The 16,526-nt window shown below is 43.4% G+C and carries 13 protein-coding genes; 8 read left to right on the forward strand and 5 right to left on the reverse strand.

Annotation, left to right across the window (positions count from 1 at the left end):
* Window positions 1–281: 281 nt before the first annotated feature.
* Window positions 282–761 (reverse strand): thioredoxin family protein, encoded by a 480-nt coding sequence (locus ACYVIL_RS19595; RefSeq protein ID WP_460314364.1) that lies wholly within the window; start codon window positions 759–761, stop codon window positions 282–284.
* Window positions 762–836: 75 nt separating this feature from the next.
* Window positions 837–2,441, reverse strand: coding sequence for an RNA repair transcriptional activator RtcR (rtcR, locus tag ACYVIL_RS19600; RefSeq protein ID WP_460314366.1), 1,605 nt, complete (start codon window positions 2,439–2,441; stop codon window positions 837–839).
* A gap of 572 nt (window positions 2,442–3,013) precedes the next feature.
* Between rtcR and ACYVIL_RS19605 the strand changes: the two genes are divergently transcribed.
* Together ACYVIL_RS19605 and ACYVIL_RS19610 are read left to right on the forward strand one after the other, a co-directional pair.
* Entirely contained in the window at window positions 3,014–4,183 is a 1,170-nt protein-coding gene (locus tag ACYVIL_RS19605) for a slipin family protein (RefSeq protein WP_460314368.1), read from the forward strand.
* A 123-nt stretch (window positions 4,184–4,306) separates the two neighbouring features.
* The gene (locus tag ACYVIL_RS19610) at window positions 4,307–5,500 is read left to right on the forward strand and encodes an RtcB family protein (RefSeq protein WP_460314370.1); all 1,194 of its coding nucleotides are present in this window, start codon (window positions 4,307–4,309) and stop codon (window positions 5,498–5,500) included.
* A 609-nt stretch (window positions 5,501–6,109) separates the two neighbouring features.
* Here ACYVIL_RS19610 and pdsS read toward each other — a convergent pair.
* Complete coding sequence (gene pdsS / locus ACYVIL_RS19615; protein WP_460314372.1) at window positions 6,110–8,269, reverse strand: proteobacterial dedicated sortase system histidine kinase; 2,160 nt, start codon at window positions 8,267–8,269, stop codon at window positions 6,110–6,112.
* 3 nt (window positions 8,270–8,272) lie between these two features.
* The gene (gene pdsR / locus ACYVIL_RS19620; protein WP_303477665.1) at window positions 8,273–8,965 is read right to left on the reverse strand and encodes a proteobacterial dedicated sortase system response regulator; all 693 of its coding nucleotides are present in this window, start codon (window positions 8,963–8,965) and stop codon (window positions 8,273–8,275) included.
* Between the two features lie 226 nt (window positions 8,966–9,191).
* On the opposite strand from pdsR, the gene pdsO reads away from it, so the two are divergent.
* Genes pdsO through ACYVIL_RS19635 form a run of 3 tightly spaced genes read left to right on the forward strand, consistent with a single transcriptional unit; the run spans window position 9,192 to window position 12,659 of the window.
* A complete protein-coding gene (gene pdsO / locus ACYVIL_RS19625; protein WP_303477664.1) occupies window positions 9,192–9,941 on the forward strand; it encodes a sortase-associated OmpA-like protein PdsO in 750 nt (249 codons plus the stop codon).
* Between the two features lie 10 nt (window positions 9,942–9,951).
* Window positions 9,952–12,081, forward strand: a complete 2,130-nt coding sequence (locus tag ACYVIL_RS19630) for a marine proteobacterial sortase target protein (RefSeq protein WP_460314375.1) — start codon at window positions 9,952–9,954, stop codon at window positions 12,079–12,081.
* Between the two features lie 17 nt (window positions 12,082–12,098).
* Window positions 12,099–12,659: a class GN sortase gene (locus ACYVIL_RS19635; RefSeq protein WP_460314377.1), complete on the forward strand. Its 561-nt coding sequence runs from the start codon at window positions 12,099–12,101 to the stop codon at window positions 12,657–12,659.
* A 7-nt stretch (window positions 12,660–12,666) separates the two neighbouring features.
* On the opposite strand, the gene ACYVIL_RS19640 is transcribed toward ACYVIL_RS19635, so the two are convergent.
* Window positions 12,667–13,584 (reverse strand): M14 family metallopeptidase, encoded by a 918-nt coding sequence (locus tag ACYVIL_RS19640; RefSeq protein WP_303477659.1) that lies wholly within the window; start codon window positions 13,582–13,584, stop codon window positions 12,667–12,669.
* Between the two features lie 283 nt (window positions 13,585–13,867).
* Between ACYVIL_RS19640 and ACYVIL_RS19645 the strand changes: the two genes are divergently transcribed.
* The 3 genes from ACYVIL_RS19645 to trmB are packed head-to-tail and all read left to right on the forward strand — an operon-like array spanning window position 13,868 to window position 16,269.
* A complete protein-coding gene (locus ACYVIL_RS19645) occupies window positions 13,868–14,800 on the forward strand; it encodes an ABC transporter ATP-binding protein (protein WP_303477656.1) in 933 nt (310 codons plus the stop codon).
* The gene (locus ACYVIL_RS19650; protein WP_303477654.1) at window positions 14,800–15,570 is read left to right on the forward strand and encodes an ABC transporter permease; all 771 of its coding nucleotides are present in this window, start codon (window positions 14,800–14,802) and stop codon (window positions 15,568–15,570) included. Before ACYVIL_RS19645 ends, ACYVIL_RS19650 begins: the two co-directional genes overlap by 1 nt.
* A 27-nt stretch (window positions 15,571–15,597) precedes the next feature.
* Entirely contained in the window at window positions 15,598–16,269 is a 672-nt protein-coding gene (gene trmB, locus ACYVIL_RS19655; RefSeq protein ID WP_460314380.1) for a tRNA (guanine(46)-N(7))-methyltransferase TrmB, read from the forward strand.
* Window positions 16,270–16,526 lie beyond the last annotated feature (257 nt).

Genomic DNA, 16,526 nt, shown 5'->3' on the forward strand with positions numbered 1-16,526 from the left:
TGCTTTTTAGCTCAACGGATATTGCTACATAAACGTTTTAAAGTCACAGCAGCAATGCTCCTAGCAGCGCAAAATGCGCTACTCAAGGAAACAATATGTGTATAAAAAATGTGGGGAGCCTACAGGTTGTAGCATGGTCTTTAGGCCATGGGTTTAGCGAGTTTGTGCGGGGCGGTAGCATGGTCTTTAGGCCATGGATTTAGCGGGTTTGTGCGGGGCGGTAGCACCCACCTACAGGTATGGGTTTGTAGGACGGGATTTATCCCGTAGGTGCGTTAACTTTATTGAACACTCAATACTTTGTTTAAATTACCAATAAACTCCATAGAATCAAATGTCAGTGGCAACCGGGTAAGCTTTTCGCCCTCTTGATTAATAATTAGCAATACTGGGTAACCAGTAACCCGATAACGCTCAGCGAATGCTTGCCCTTGTTCTGTGTCGTAGTCTACCCGAGCAAAAACGAAGTTCTCATCAATTACATCTTTGACTCTATCATTGGTAAATATTGTGCTGTCTAACTTACGACAGGTGGGACACCAAATAGCTGACATGTCGGCCAATATTAATTTATCGTGGGCTTGAGCTTTAGCTAGCGCGACATCAAAATCGAGCATCTGGATTTGGATCTTATCCTTAGCTTGCTGACCTAAATGACTTTGATACCACTGGTAAGCTAAGTAAATAAAGGTGGCAACTATAATAAACAATACTATATTGACCAATTTATTGTTAGATTTTGATGTAATTTCAGTTGGCATTGCTTTTCAATTACCTTTTGGTTTTGGCGTCTTTTAAATTAGACCTGTTGAACTAAGGTTTTATTACAAATTCGTTTACAACTCAGAGTTTAGCTGGGCAAAGCTTAACCCAAATTTCTGTAAATACACTCGTAACCTATGGGAATCATTGCTGCTACTTTTATTCTTTCTGCTGATGTTAAATAGTTTGCGACCGGCATCGGCTAAATTTGTTGAAGATAAACATACTTGAATGACATTTTTCAATTGCATTTGATCGAATACATCCATGATCGATAGCTGTTCTTCGTCAATGTAACGGCTTAGTTCGATATTGTTTGTGTCACTTTTAGCATGCCAGCGTTGGTTTAAGCGAGCTATTTCTGCCTCTACAGTGCGCGAACCAATGCGGCCTTCTTGACTAAGGGTTGCCATGCGTTTTACGCTGGCATTGAGGTCGCGAAAGTTAGCACTCCAAATCGCTTTTTCACTGCGGGCATAGTGTAAATACCGCTTTTTGGCTTCACTGCCAAAGCGAATGTGCACATTATTGAGCCGCGCATATTGGCGTAGTTCAAAGTCGAGGTTTGCTTCAAAATCTTCTATTCGCTCTTTTAGTGCAGGTAAGCGCCAATTCCATATATCAACTCTGGCTAACAGATCTTCCCGAAAATGACCTTGTGCTACTGCTTTGCGTAAGTCTAAATTGGTGCCAGCGATCAACTGAAAATCGCTGTAGACGGCTTTATCACTGCCTACGGGATAAAATTGCTTCTCTTCAATGGCATGCAATAGCATAGCTTGCTCATCAATACCTAGTTCGCCAATTTCATCTAAAAATAGTATGCCTTGGTCGGCATTTTTCAAGTAGCCTTCGCGGGCACTCTGCGCACCAGTATAGGCCCCTTTAATATGTCCAAACAAAGCAGACATCGCACCGTCGCCTACTAAGGTGGCGCAATTCACCGCTACCAAACTCCCTGAAACACCACCACGGGACGATTTTAATTCGTATATTCGCCTTGCTAATTGGGTTTTACCCGCACCAGTTGGGCCTTCCAATAACATGGGGTCAGTGGCTTTAATAGCCACTTGTTCTATTTCATCTATTAATTGATTGAATCCTGAATTGCGGGTTTGAATACCGGCTTTTAGAAACTCGCGTGCGGTGGCCGATTGTTCGGAAAATCGGGCTGCTAATGCCGCATATTTGGAAAGATCTAAATCGACGATGCTGATTGTGCCTTTGGCTGGATTATCGCCTTGTGGATCAGGAGAAACCTGAATCAATTTAGAGGCTGGGTAGATTTGCGCTTCGCTTAACATGAACATGCATATTTGATTAACGTGGGTACCCGTGGTGATATTCAGATAATAATCTTCTTTTTCGGGGTCAAAGTCATAATGACTAGCATGTTGATATAACCAATTGTACACATCGGCAAAATCCCAAGGATCATTCCAAGCAGTTTCAACTAACACTACTTCAGTAGCGGGAGATACCTCTGCTACATCTGCGCTTATTCGGCGGGCTAAGTTAAGCTCAGAGGGTTCATACATTAACTCTAATCTATCGACTTGGAAATCGTCCTGCATCACTGCGCTAATTGTAGGTCGCCAAAGTTGCCAGCGTTTAGCGCCGCGTCCTTTGTTGTCTTTTACCAACCCTAAGATAGCAAACATCACATTTTTGCGATTCATAAATTTCACCCTATCTGAATAGATATGAATATATCTTAAAAGATATTATTTTCAAAACTAGAATCAACGTTGAAAATTAACAATTTCCATAAAGTCTAATTATTTCAGTTGGTTAGGTTTTTATTTCAGTTTTTTATTTTGTTGGCACGGCACTTGTAATACATCAATTGTTTTTAACGAAGCGGAGTTGTTTCTAACGGCAACCTGATACACGTGGCACTGCCATGGGTGTATATCTCGAGTGAAGACACCAAAAATAAGCCGGTGCGCATGCACCTCAAACGACATAGTTTGACTGATGATCTAACTACTAGCGGTACGGCGAAAGCCCAGTGGGTTCAAGTCCCATAAACATAGTAATAGCCCGACATAAGGCTAGCGATTAACCACTGTGGTGAACTCGCACAAACAACATTGATTTGGTAGGTACTGCACGGAAGCAGTGCTTAAGCATTCGGATTGCTAAGCCTATCAAATCAACCTTGCTTGCTGCCAATTCACGCAAGCCGATTGCCCCTTATGTCACATTCTTAAACAGGGTGTTGAGGCGATAATAAAAAGGAGAAGTTCTAATGACTGAACAAGGAAAATTTAGGAAAGTATTTACGGTAGCAGAAAACTCAGTTGCGTTTCTGTATCGAAATCAACAATTTGAACGGGTTCTAAAGGCAGGTATTCACCGTCTATGGGATTTTAGTAACAGCTTAACAGTGAAAACTTTCATTGCAAACAGCATGTACTACTCAGATCCTGACTCGTTCTATTTAATTAAAACCTACCCAGAAGTGGCAGAGCTAGTGCACGTTTGGGGAGTGAACAAAGATGAGTTGGGGCTGTTATATGTTGATGATCAACTTTGCGGTGTAGTAGCGCCAGGCGAGGTTTTACATTTGTGGAAATCGGCGGGTGAGTTTCGCTTAGACAAAGTGTCATTAACTGGCGATCTTGAAGTGCAAAGATCGGTGCTGGATGAGATTAAATATCGTGGTAAAAACGAGGCTAGTAAGTTGCTTGCAACCAAAAACTCGGTAAGAAAAGCCCCGGTTTCAATGGTGGAAGTAAACCCCCAGCGCATTGGATTGTTATATGTGGACGGCCAGTTTGTTCGCACTTTAACCGCTGGCGTATATGGCTTCTGGCAGTTGAGTCATTCAATCGAGGTGAAAACCTACGATTTGCGTTCGCGCAATCAAGAAGTTTCTGGTCAGGATATTTTGACCAAAGACAGGGTAACTGTGCGTGTGAATTTAACGGCTACTGTAAAAACCTATGACCCAATTGTCGCTGCGGAGCAAGTGGATAATTTGGACGAGTTTATCTACAAGTCTATGCAATTGGCGTTGCGTGAAGCTGTTGGCACTAAAACTTTGGATGCACTGTTGGAAGACAAGTTGTATGTGAATCAAACGATCAAAGAGTTGGTTGAACTTGAGTTGCAATCAGTTGGAGTTCGCCTTGAGAGAGTTGGGGTGAAAGACATCATCTTGCCTGGTGAGATCAAAACGATTCTTAATCAGGTGGTCGAGGCTCAAAAAGCGGCGGAAGCAAACGTGATCAAGCGTCGTGAAGAAACTGCGGCGACTAGAAGCTTGCAAAATACCGCGAAAATGATGGAAAACAATCCTACATTGTTGCGTTTGAAAGAGTTGGAGTCACTTGAGAAAGTGTCTGAGAAAGTCTCTAGCTTGAACGTGTATGGTGGCGTTGATCAGTTACTGCGGGAGACGGTTAAGCTGTCTTAGTTGGCAGGGTGCAAGTCAATCGAACAAGGAGAAACTGACAAGGACGTTGCTTTATTTAGTTGATTAACACTGGTTTTCAAAGCAGTTTTATCAAGGACTGAACCAGTGAAAAGGAGAATGAAAATGCCAGTAGTAACGCTGTTGGCGGCGAAAGAAAACCAAAAACCGGTCAAAATATGGACTGATGAGGTAGAGCATGAAGCCTTGGCGCAGATGCGCCGAGTAGCGAGCTTACCGTTTATTTTTAAACATGTGGCCGGGATGCCTGATATCCACTTAGGTAACGGTGCAACTGTGGGGTCTGTGATCGCCACAACCGAAGCGGTTATTCCCGCTGCGGTGGGTGTGGATATTGGCTGCGGTATGAATGCTGTACGTTTGTCTCTTAAAGCGTCAGATTTGCCCGATAACTTAGCACAAATTAGGCATGATATTGAATCTACAGTGCCTTTAGGTGCCGGCGGACAGCATAAATATGATCAAGTGCAAGGTGGGTCTGCTTTGGCGATGAATTTGGATAAAATTCTTGCGAAACATCCGCAAATTAATCGACATGGAAATGCCCGGAAATTTGCGAACCAGCTTGGAACCTTGGGGTCGGGAAACCACTTTATCGAAATTTGTATCGATGAAAACGATGATGTATGGGTGATGTTGCATTCGGGGAGTCGTGGCATCGGTAATATGATTGGTCAGTATTTCATTCGTTTGGCGCGCAAGGAAATGGAAACCCATCAAATTAATTTGCCCGACAAAGAACTTGGTTACTTGCGGGAAGGAACCCAGTCGTTTAACGATTATGTTGAAGCGGTAGCGTGGGCGCAAGATTACGCCATGTTGAATCGTGAACATATGATGAAGGCTGTACTGCGCTCGCTCACGTTAAGGTTGAAACCTTTTGCAGTGACTAAAGAAGCCATCAACTGCCACCATAACTTTGTGGACAAAGAGCTACACGATGGTCACAACGTATGGGTTACGCGTAAAGGAGCCATTCGGGCCAGAGAGTCAGAATTAGGCATTATTCCTGGTTCTATGGGGGCTAAGTCTTACATAGTTAAAGGCAAGGGAAATGCCGAGTCTTTTTGTAGTTGTGCCCATGGAGCAGGGCGAAAAATGTCACGAACAAAGGCGAAAAAGGCCTTTACAGTGGCCGATTTAAGCGCGCAAACCCAAGGTATCGAGTGCCGAAAAGATGAGGGAGTAATTGATGAAATCCCAAGCGCCTATAAAAGTATCGACAAAGTGATGGAGATGCAAAGGGACTTAGTAGAAGTCGTCCACACCCTATCCCAAGTAGTAAATGTTAAGGGGTGAAGGAGGCTGTTTTTAGCTGCGAAGCAGCGTTAGCCGACTGAACGACTGACATGGATGTCAGGCTGGGTGGTTCACCAAGGATGGTTTCGCCCTCGTTTTGTGCGGAATTGAGTCGACCTTGATATTTTTAGCTGCGAAGCAGCGTTAGCCGACTGAACGACTGACATGGATGTCAGGCTGGGTGGTTCACCAAGGATGGTTTCGCCCTCGTTTTGTGCGGAATTGAGTCGACCTTGATATTTTTAGCTGCGAAGCAGCGTTAGCCGACTGAACGACTGACATGGATGTCAGGCTGGGTAGTTCACCAAGGATGGTTTCGCCCTCGTTTTGTGCGGAATTGAGTCGACCTTGATATTTTTAGCTGCGAAGCAGCGTTAGCCGACTGAACGACTGACATGGATGTCAGGCTGGGTAGTTCACCAAGGATGGTTTCGCCCTCGTTTTGTGTAGCCCGGGATTTATCCCGGGAAAACATTTGCACGTCCCACGGGGCGGTAGCATGGTCTTCAGGCCATGGATTTGTCGGGTTTTTCTCGGAGGGGGCTCGGGGCTAAAGCCACCGACTACAGGGGATGGATTTGTTGCATTTCTCGGGGCTAAAACCACCGCCTACAATTGGATTTTCACTTCTACGCCTTTATCGTCCTCGCGGTTTTGGATGTGGATTTTCGCTTTGTGATATTCGGCGATAATCTTAGCGATATAAAGGCCTAATCCCAAATGCGCCTCTTGCTCAACTTGATGCTCTCTCACTGACACCATTGAATTCAAAAGCTGCGCATGCATATTGTCAGGCAGTTTAGGCCCTGTATTGGCTATGCTAAGTTCTATATGTCCACTTTTTTCCATTAAGGATAAAATGATAGTGCTCGAATCTGGGCTGAATTCCACAGCGTTAGCGATCACTTTATCAAGCATCTGAGCAAAGAGTTCCGGTGCACCATTCAAGGTTTTTTGAATCCCGTGAGTGTTCAACGAAAATTTATTTTGTGGATAGGCAATCCGATAGCCTTCGGTGCATCCAATTAGCAACTCTGACAGTTCAAAACTCTCTCGCTCGCTGTATTGGATTGCTTGTTCTAGGCGCGTGGCTTCACTCATGTTGCTGAGTATTTTACTCAGACGATGTATACCTGTTTGCGCACGCTCTATATATTGCTGCTTTTCTTTTTCATCATTGCCATTTTTTTGCTCCATGGATAAGTTTTCTAATGATGACTTCACAATCGCGACGGGGGTGCGTAGTTCATGGGACAAACGGGAACTCATGTTTTCTAAATAATGATTATATTGCTGTAATTTATCTAACACACTGTGAAATGTTCGGGATAAATCACCGATTTCATCTTGGGTATTTGAACGGGGAATATTGCTCAGAATTTTACCATTTTCGTCAATGGCTGATTCGGTTTCGTTACGCAGTTTACTAATGCGAAATGAAATCCGTGATGCAAATAAAAACAAAGCCGCGGTACCTAAAAACACCACCGCAATAATGACGTGAAATAACTGTTCTAGGGCGCGATTTCTTAAGGTTCGAATACCATGAGTTGTTTGTTCAACCACAACGGCACCCATCACCTGCTCATCAATAAAAATAGGATGGGCGGCAGATAGCACTACGGCTTTGTTATCCGGTGACAACCGCCATTGGGAACTAGCGGTTCCGGTGAGTGCTTTGGCTAAATCTTGACCTTTCAGCGCGTAGGCATTTTCTAATTCATCAACAAAGTCTGCTGGTGGCTTGGTGAGAATTTGATAATACATTGGAAACAACCAATCTTGTTCAATGCGATGCCAAAGTGTATCTCGTTTGTCTAACTTGGGACTTGTGCGCACCCCTGTGGCATCTAGAATTGATCCAGAACGGGCCAGCACACGCATGTGTTTATCTACCACCCAGACTCGGGCATTAGAGTATTTTAACCCTTTCAAAATTTTCTCTATTTCTGGAGAAGGCACTAACACCGTACCCAATGAGTCAGACTTATTGGGGTTAGCGGTACCGATAATATATTTGCGTTCGCGCGTATTGGGGTCATCCACATCAGCAATGGCAAAGGCAATTTTGCTCGACATGATTTCCAGTGGAAAGCGCAGCTCTATGTTGTATCCCGTTTCAGTTTCTAACCAGTTGCCCTGAATGGCCGTTTCCAAGGACAAAGGTCGCAAAGAGTCTGGATTTTCATCCAATAAATAGGCGTTCACCCACCCCGATTGTTGGGGGGCAACGATGTAACGTCTAAAATCACCTTGGGGGTTGGTGACTGCAATTAATAAATAATCGTTTCTGTCTACCCGTAAGCTGTTTTTAGGACGGTAAACCAAATTATCATCTATCACTTCGAACATGGCATATAGATACTTACTATATTGCCCTACCATATGTTCGAAATGAAAACTGTCCGGGTTATAAAATTCATTTTGTTCAATTAACTGCATTTCTCCATAACGCAGGGATAAATGCCGGTAATCAACCCAGTCATCCAACTGACCGTCTAATTGTATGGGATCAACAATTTTATGGGCGTACAAGTCTGTACCTGGCTTAACGTCTTGTAAATAAGAGGATTGGCTATCAAAAAGCGACGGTCTTTCGTGTAGCGCAGTGGCTACAGCTCGAGCTGTCCCTTCCATAGTTTGTTCTTGGCCAGTACGAAGGTAGCTTTCCAGCTCCCAAACATACTGGTATCCAAGCCAAGGTATGGCAAACAGAAATATAGACAGCAACAATAGTTTTAAGCGAATGCCAAAGCGAATACGATTCATAAATTAACTGGACTTCCAGCGATAACCCATACCGTAAACGGTTTCAATGCGGTTGAATTCAGCATCTAATTGCATAAATTTCTTACGAATGCGCTTAATGTGCGAGGTAATGGTTGTATCATCGACTACCATCTTTGATTCATCCATAAGTTGTTGGCGACTTTTCACATGACCTGCATACTTAGCAATGGCATGCAGCATCCAAAACTCCGTCACTGTGAGCTCTATGGGCTGCCCATGCCAACTGACCGTCATTCGGTTGCTGTCCATAAGTAAGGCTCCGGTTTCAACCAAATCCGTGGCAACTTGAGGTTGATTGAGCAATTCTGTGCGTCTGAACAAGGCAGCAATGCGGGCGAGTAGGTGTGGCATACTGATATCTTTAGTTAAATAGTCATCAGCCCCCATGCGCAAGCCGCAAATAGTGTCGTAATCATTATCTCTGGCGGTAAAAAAGATGATCGGTAAGGTTTTGGACAGTGAACGTAGTTGTTGGCATAACATAAAGCCCCCATCTATCTCTTCGTTTAATCCAATATCAACAACGGCTAAGTCAGGCAATCTTTGCATAAAGGCCTGTTCAGCATCGATACGACTACTGTAGGTAAACACTTCATAGCCCTGTTTTTGCAACGCTGATGCGTAATTTTCTCTAATCGCTGGGTCATCTTCAACTATGGCAATACGTTTTGACATTACTCTACCGGGTTAACTAACTCTTCTTATTCAGTGAGGTTAACTATATCGCAAAAATTTGTTCTGCCCATGGCCTTTTGGCTAAATAAAGGCAATTTCCATTTTTTCGCCACATTTGCTCACTACATTGCCATTTTTCCCCGCATTTCATGCCAGAAAGTTAGGTTTTAATAGACTCCATCGAAACAACACTATCTCAACCAACATACTCTTTTGGAGAACTATTATGAAAAAACGTCTTTTATTTCCACTTACCGCCATCGCTTTGAGCTTGTCAGCAAATGGGTTCGCTGCAGAAAGTGTGTCTAAATCTAGAACAACAGAGGCGCAAACCAACGAAGCCATTGGTTTTGGCTCTGGTGCATTAGCTGGTGGACTGGTTGCTGGACCTGTGGGAGCAATAGTGGGAGGACTTTTTGGTGTATTGATTGCTGAAGATGTGAATAACGATAACGCATTGGAGGCAAGTGAAAACGAATTGGCCAATGTTCAATCGAAACTATCTCGTCAAGCGTCGGAGCTTGTGGCATTGCAAAAACGTTATGAGCAAGCGGAGCGAGAAAGCCAAGTGCAATTAGTAGCAATGGACAAAGAGATCGAGCGGGTGATGCAGGAAATGGAATCAAATATTCAATTCCGAACAGCTTCACATGTTCTCGAGTCACATTTTAAACCGCAATTAGATTTAGTCGCCAAAGGATTAAAAAATAATCCTCAGTTAGTGGTGAGTTTATCTGGTTTTTCGGATAGCCGCGGTGACGACTCCTACAATCAAGCTTTGTCTGAGCAACGAGTGGTGAGCGTAAAAGACTATCTTTTATCTAAGGGGGTAAGCGATAAGCAAGTACTTACTCTTTCCTTTGGGGAGACCCAACCTGTCTCTGCTGAATCTGACAATGAAGACTTCTTTTTTGACCGTAGAGTGTTAGTTCGAGTTGCTGAAGGGCAGCACGCTATGACTGCATCTAATTTATAGGAGAGAGACAGTGATTAAGCGTCTGCGATTTGTCATAGTCCTTTCGCTACTTTTTACCTTAGGTGCGTTACAATATGCAACGCCCTTTTTCAAGGATGAAAGTAACGATGAGGGTTCGACTAGCCAATCAAAATTCAAAATAGACCTATCTTATGAGTCGGTTCAGGCTAATCAACCACCTGTTTATGTCAACGATTATCAACAAGTGGAGCAAGGGAGTTTCTTTTTACAAAAGCAAGGTCAACAAGGATATTTAGTTTCTCCTTTGTTAGATACGCGGGTAGATATGAACATAACCGGATTAATTGCTCGAGCTAAAGTCACTCAAACCTTCACTAATACCAGTGATGAGTGGGTAAATGGTATATATGTGTTCCCATTGCCTGAAAATGCTGCCGTTGACCATCTAGAAATGCAGATTGGAGAGCGGAAAATTGTTGGTCAAATCCATCCGAAACAAAAAGCCAAAGCAATTTACCAACAAGCTAAACGAGATGGTAAGAAAGCGAGTTTACTGGTTCAGCAGCGACCTAACTTATTCAAGAACTCAGTGGCTAATATTGGCCCAGGTGAATCAATTAAAGTCACTATTGAATATCAACAAGCCGTAGATTACCAAAATGATACATTCAGTTTACGATTTCCTACCACTGTCACTCCCCGATATCTACCTAAATTGAACCTAGATGCAGGGACTCAAGAGATTGCTGATAGCGGTTGGGGCATGACCCAGCCTGAGTATAAAGACAGGTCAAGAATTGGAGTTCAAGAAGAGCCAGAACCTATGCATAAGGTAGCGATGCACATTGCTCTGAATACAGGCTTTTCAGTGCATAAAATTCGCAGTGAATTTCACCCTATTCATCAATTAGAAAAACAAGCTGGGGTCTACGAGATTTCTTTGCAGCAAGATATGATTGCGAATCAAGACTTCGTTCTCAGTTGGCAGCCTCAGCCTGGTCAAGATCCTAAAGCCGCGCATTTTGTGCAGCGCCACCAAGACGGCTTTTATGGCATGGTGATGTTAATGCCGCCCGATGAGGAAACCGATACCTTAAGCCTTGCCAGGGAAGTGATTTTTGTGATTGATACATCAGGATCTATGTCAGGGGAGGCCATGCCACAGGCAAAACAAGCGCTTATTTATGCCATCGAGCAGTTGCCAGCACATGACAGGTTTAATTTGGTGGAGTTTGATTCAACGGCTAAAAAAATGTGGTCGCGCCCCAGAGTTGCTAACGCTCACAGTAAATCTAGCGCTGTAGAATATATTGAAAATTTAAAAGCCGATGGTGGCACTGAAATGTTGTCAGCTTTGCAACTGGCTTTAGGCCAACAAAGCTCAGAATTAAGCGAAAATGAAACTCGTATTCGCCAAGTCATTTTTATCACCGATGGCTCAGTGGGCAACGAAGTGAGTTTATTTAACTACATCCATCATAATTTACAGCAATCTAGGTTGTTTACCGTCGGCATTGGTTCAGCTCCCAATAGCTTTTTTATGAGTGAGGCCGCGCGGATGGGAAAAGGCACCTTTACCTACATTGGTTCTACCGAATCTGTGCAGCAGCAGATGCAAACCTTATTTACTAAATTAACCCATCCCATACTAAGGGATTTGCAGGTGAATTTTTCTGAAGATGTTGAGGTGTACCCTCGAAACTTGCCCGATTTATATAAAGGTGAACCCATTATGTTGAGTTACCGCGCCAATCAGGCGGTTGATAATTTATCTGTCACTGGCACTTTGAAAGATCAATATTGGCAGCAATCCTTATCATTAGAAAAGGGCGGCAGTGAAACCGGACTAAACGTGCTTTGGGCACGACGTAAAATTGCCCAGCTAGGGCGAGACAAAAGGTTAGGGCAAGATTACGATGAAATGAATAAACAGATAGAACAAGTGGCAATGGCACATCATTTAGTGAGTGAAATGACCAGTTTAGTGGCTGTGGATGTGACACCTAGTGCATTAAGTACCAGTAAAGATGCGCAGGTTAAATCCCACTTACCAAAAGGACAAAATCAGGCAATAGGAAGCTTACCGCAAACCGCTACTCCAGCGCAGCTTCAATGGATGTTAGCTTTACTATTAATGGGGGTTGGATTATGTACGGCCATTTTCACAAAGCGCCACTAAGACGCAAAGTGTTAAACATGATCTGGCGGTTTAAATGGACAACTTTATGTTTTGGTTTAAGTGCATATCTGTTTGCGTCAAGTGGTTATATTCATGCAAAAGCATTACTGGCACAATATTTAATTGAAGACGCATGGATAGAGTCGCTGCACAGCGGTGAAAAAATATCACCTTGGGCGTGGGCCGATACCTGGCCGGTTGCTAAGTTAACTATTGGCGATAAAACCTTGTATGTTTTAGCGGGGGCGACAGGCAGAGTCATGGCCTTTGGTCCCGGCCATATGAGCAGTACCCCGTTTCCTGGAGAGGCGGGAAACGCGGTGATTACCGGTCATCGCGACACCCACTTTTCGTTGCTACAAGAGGTTAAAATTGGTGATGTGATTAGCACCGAAACTATGGATAACCTCAGCCGTTATCAGGTGTTGGAAGTGCGTATTGCCCATCAAGATCAAATCAATTTAATCGAATCAGGCGTGGATGATGAGCTTACCCTGATTACGTGTTACCCCTTTAACAGCGCCGCCCCTAATCCTGAGTTACGTTATGTGGTGCGGGCGCTAAAGATAGAAGCGTAATATAAAGTTAATTTTGATTTATCAAATATTCTAGTCCGCCGGTAATTGCGGCCACTTGGGCAAGTATACAATTTTCATCGTCAACTTTCGGGCTGTCTGGATATACCTCTGTGGTGGTGACGTATTTAGCGCCGGAAAAACCACCGCAGAGGAAGAGTTTGCGTTTGTCATAATTAATAACGCCACGCTGTTCCATCTTTGTACCTATGAGTTTGCCATCGTCGTCTGCAGGGGCAATGTGAGTCACTTTTTCTACTGAGTCGATGATGGCTTTCTGAAAATCGGGTACCGGATTGTTGCTATCTCCTACACCATAAAATCCATCGGGAATATCCCAAACACTCTGTTCAATTCCATCTCTTGCGCCGAGTGCAGGTCGAAATTCAGAGTTATCGGTGTCAGTGGTTTCGTGTAAATCAAAGTGGGCAAGCAATTCTAATTGCAATCCGTTGACATACTCCATAGCAAGGGCAGCCTCTGGGGCCGGTGAGTTTGGATAAAAAGAGCGGTTTGGATCTATTGCTTTTGGATCCCAGCGATTGATAGTTTCATAACCCCAGGGACTCAAACACGGCAAAACCACAAAGTTAAAGTGTGCCTCATAGGCTTTTGCTTGGCTGCTTAAAAAACGAATTGCACCTTGTACACCGCTGGTTTCATATCCATGAACACCGCCTGTGATTAGTACGCTGGGTTTATCCTTAGACCATGATTGAGTTTTAACGGCAAATAGCGGATAACGCCCTTGGTCATAAGGCAGGGCACCATACTGGACTATTTCAAAGGCACCTTTTAGCTCATCCAGTTTAGTTAATACTTCGCTCCGGTATTCCCGTCTCACTTGTTGATTGTTTAACCATTGGGCTTTTTCACTATCACCCCAAGGTTGACCCGGCTCACCAATTGCGTATTTTTCGTAACTCATTTTATTCCTATTATGGCCAATATCTTTTTTAATTGAATAAGGTAACACCTGCTGTTTCAGCCTGTAAACCTTTCAATGTTGATGTTGATTAAACAGCATAAATAAGTGTTTTTAATGGTTATTCATACTTGAAATATGGCAAAATGGCAGCATATTGGAAAATGACCTGACACTCTCACCTTCAGGTAATATCAAATTCGATCAATTGAACCTCCGGTAAAGTTTGCGTTAAGCAGGCGTTTGGGTTTACAAAATTAAAATAAAACGTTAATTGGGAAGCGCTATGAAAGCCTTAGACATTTCTGGTCTGACAAAAACCTATAAAGGTGGTACACAGGCTTTAAAAGGTATCAATTTACAAGTCTCCGAAGGAGATTTTTTTGCTTTACTTGGTCCAAACGGCGCAGGTAAATCGACCACTATAGGTGTCATCAGCTCGCTAGTTAATAAGTCAACAGGCTCTGTGAAAGTCTTTGGTCATTCGGTAGATACTGAGTTAGTCGAAGCGAAATCCTGCATTGGCTTGGTACCACAAGAGTTTAACTTCAATCAATTTGAAACCCTCAACCAAATAGTGGTGAATCAAGCTGGTTATTATGGCGTGCCACGAGATATTGCGAAAAAACGTGCGGAAAAATATCTAAAACAATTGGACTTATGGGAAAAGCGTAATGAGCCAGCCAGGGAACTTTCCGGTGGGATGAAGCGACGCTTAATGATTGCAAGAGCGTTGATGCACGAACCCAAAATGTTGATCCTTGATGAACCCACAGCCGGAGTCGACATCGAAATTCGTCGTTCAATGTGGACGTTTCTTAAAGAAATCAACGAGCAAGGCATTACTATCATTTTAACCACCCATTATTTAGAAGAAGCAGAAATGTTGTGTCGAAATATTGCCATTATTGATAAGGGTATTATCGTTGAAAATACCAGTATGAAGGCTTTGTTGTCGAAATTGAGTATGGAAACCTTTGTCTTGGATTTACCTGTTCAGTCTACACCTCCTAGCTTGCAAGGCTTTGCTTTTCGCAATATTGATGATCACACTTTAGAGGTAGATGCGGATAAAGATGTTGGATTGAACGATGTATTCCGTCAATTAACAGATCAAGGCGTTACGGTTTTGAGTATGCGCAACAAAGCTAATCGTTTGGAAGAGTTATTCGTCAGAATGGTTGAGAAAGGCAGAAAAGAACAGGCGGGGGCAGCATAATGGCAAATCGAAATTTCACAGCCTTGCGAACCATTTGGATCAAAGAATGTACTCGCTTTTTACGGATCTGGATTCAAACTTTAGTGCCGCCAGCAATTACCATGTCACTATACTTTGTCATTTTTGGTAGTCTGATTGGTTCGCGCATAGGAGAAATGGGCGGGTTTTCCTACATGGAATTCATTGTGCCGGGGTTGATTATGATGTCGGTGATTACTAACTCATATGCCAATGTAAGTTCATCTTTTTTTAGTGCCAAATTTCAACGAAACATTGAAGAGTTGCTTGTCGCGCCAGTTCCGAGCTGGATCATTGTATTGGGCTTTGTGGGAGGCGGTGTCGCCAGAGCGATTTTAATTGGTGTTATCGTTACCACAGTCTCCATGTTTTTTGTTGATATCCAAATTCATAACTTAGCCATTATCATCATCACCCTCATTCTAACCTCGTCTTTGTTCGCCACAGCGGGCTTAATCAATGCTGTGTATGCGAAAACGTTTGATGATATTAGTATGGTACCGACTTTCGTCCTTACCCCGCTAACCTATTTGGGGGGCGTGTTCTATTCGTTGACCTTGTTACCTGAATTTTGGCAATGGGTCAGCAAAGCCAATCCTATCGTATATATGGTGAATGGGTTTAGATATGGTTTCCTTGGGGTCTCAGATGTTGACTATGTGCTGTCGTTAGGGCTATTGGTCGGTTTTAACTTACTGTTATTTACCATTGCATATCGACTTATCAATCGTGGTGTAGGAATACGAAGTTAAGTCTTCTGTAAAGCTAACTATATGATTATGCAAACGGGTAATTCTCGAAGTATCACAAGTAATCAGCTCGGGCCCCATGAGAAAGTGCCTGAGCTGGTGCGTCGCCACCTAGAGAATACGAGTCAAAAGCCCTTTAATCAGCATACTTTAGATGCCTTTGAACAGGTACAAAAATGGCGTTTGCAGTTAGACTCTCAATTACAAAAACCGCTGATTTTTGATTCTTGCTGTGGAGTAGGGGAAAGTACCGCCCATATTGCAGCCCAGTTTCCTGATGCGTTAGTGGTAGGAATTGATAAGTCTGAATTGCGTACCAATAAGCATGAACATTATAAGGAAAAATCTCCCAATTATTTGGTGATACGGGCTGACGTGAATGATTTTTGGCGTTTAGCTCGCTCTGCTCAATGGCAATTGAGTCATCACTTTTTGTTGTACCCCAATCCTTATCCAAAATCCTCACAAGTGCAGCGTAGATGGCACGCGTGTGCTGCCTTTAAAGAAATCATTGCCTTGGGGGGAACGTTGGAAGTCAGAAGTAATTGGCAAATTTATATTCAAGAGTTTGCAATTGCATTAAATACAGCGGGAAAACCTGCCTCGGTGAGCCCTTATCACAGTGATGAACCGCAAACTCCCTTTGAACGTAAATACTGGGCCAGCGGCCAACAAAGTTGGCAAGTGATCAGTAACCTGTAGCCGGGTGCTTTAGCCCCGAGGAAATGCCTCATGGCCTGAAGACCATGCTACCGCCCCGCGACAATTCCGAACAAACCCATGGTCTAAAGACCATGTTACATACATATCGGTTTCCTGTAGCCGGGTGCTTTAGCCTGTAGGCTCCCCACATTTTTTATACACATATTGTTTCCTTGAGTAGCGCATTTTGCGCTGCTAGGAGCATTGCTGCTGTGACTTTAAAACGTTTATGTAGCAATATCCGTTGAGCTAAAAAG

Source organism: Aliiglaciecola aliphaticivorans (assembly GCF_054782055.1).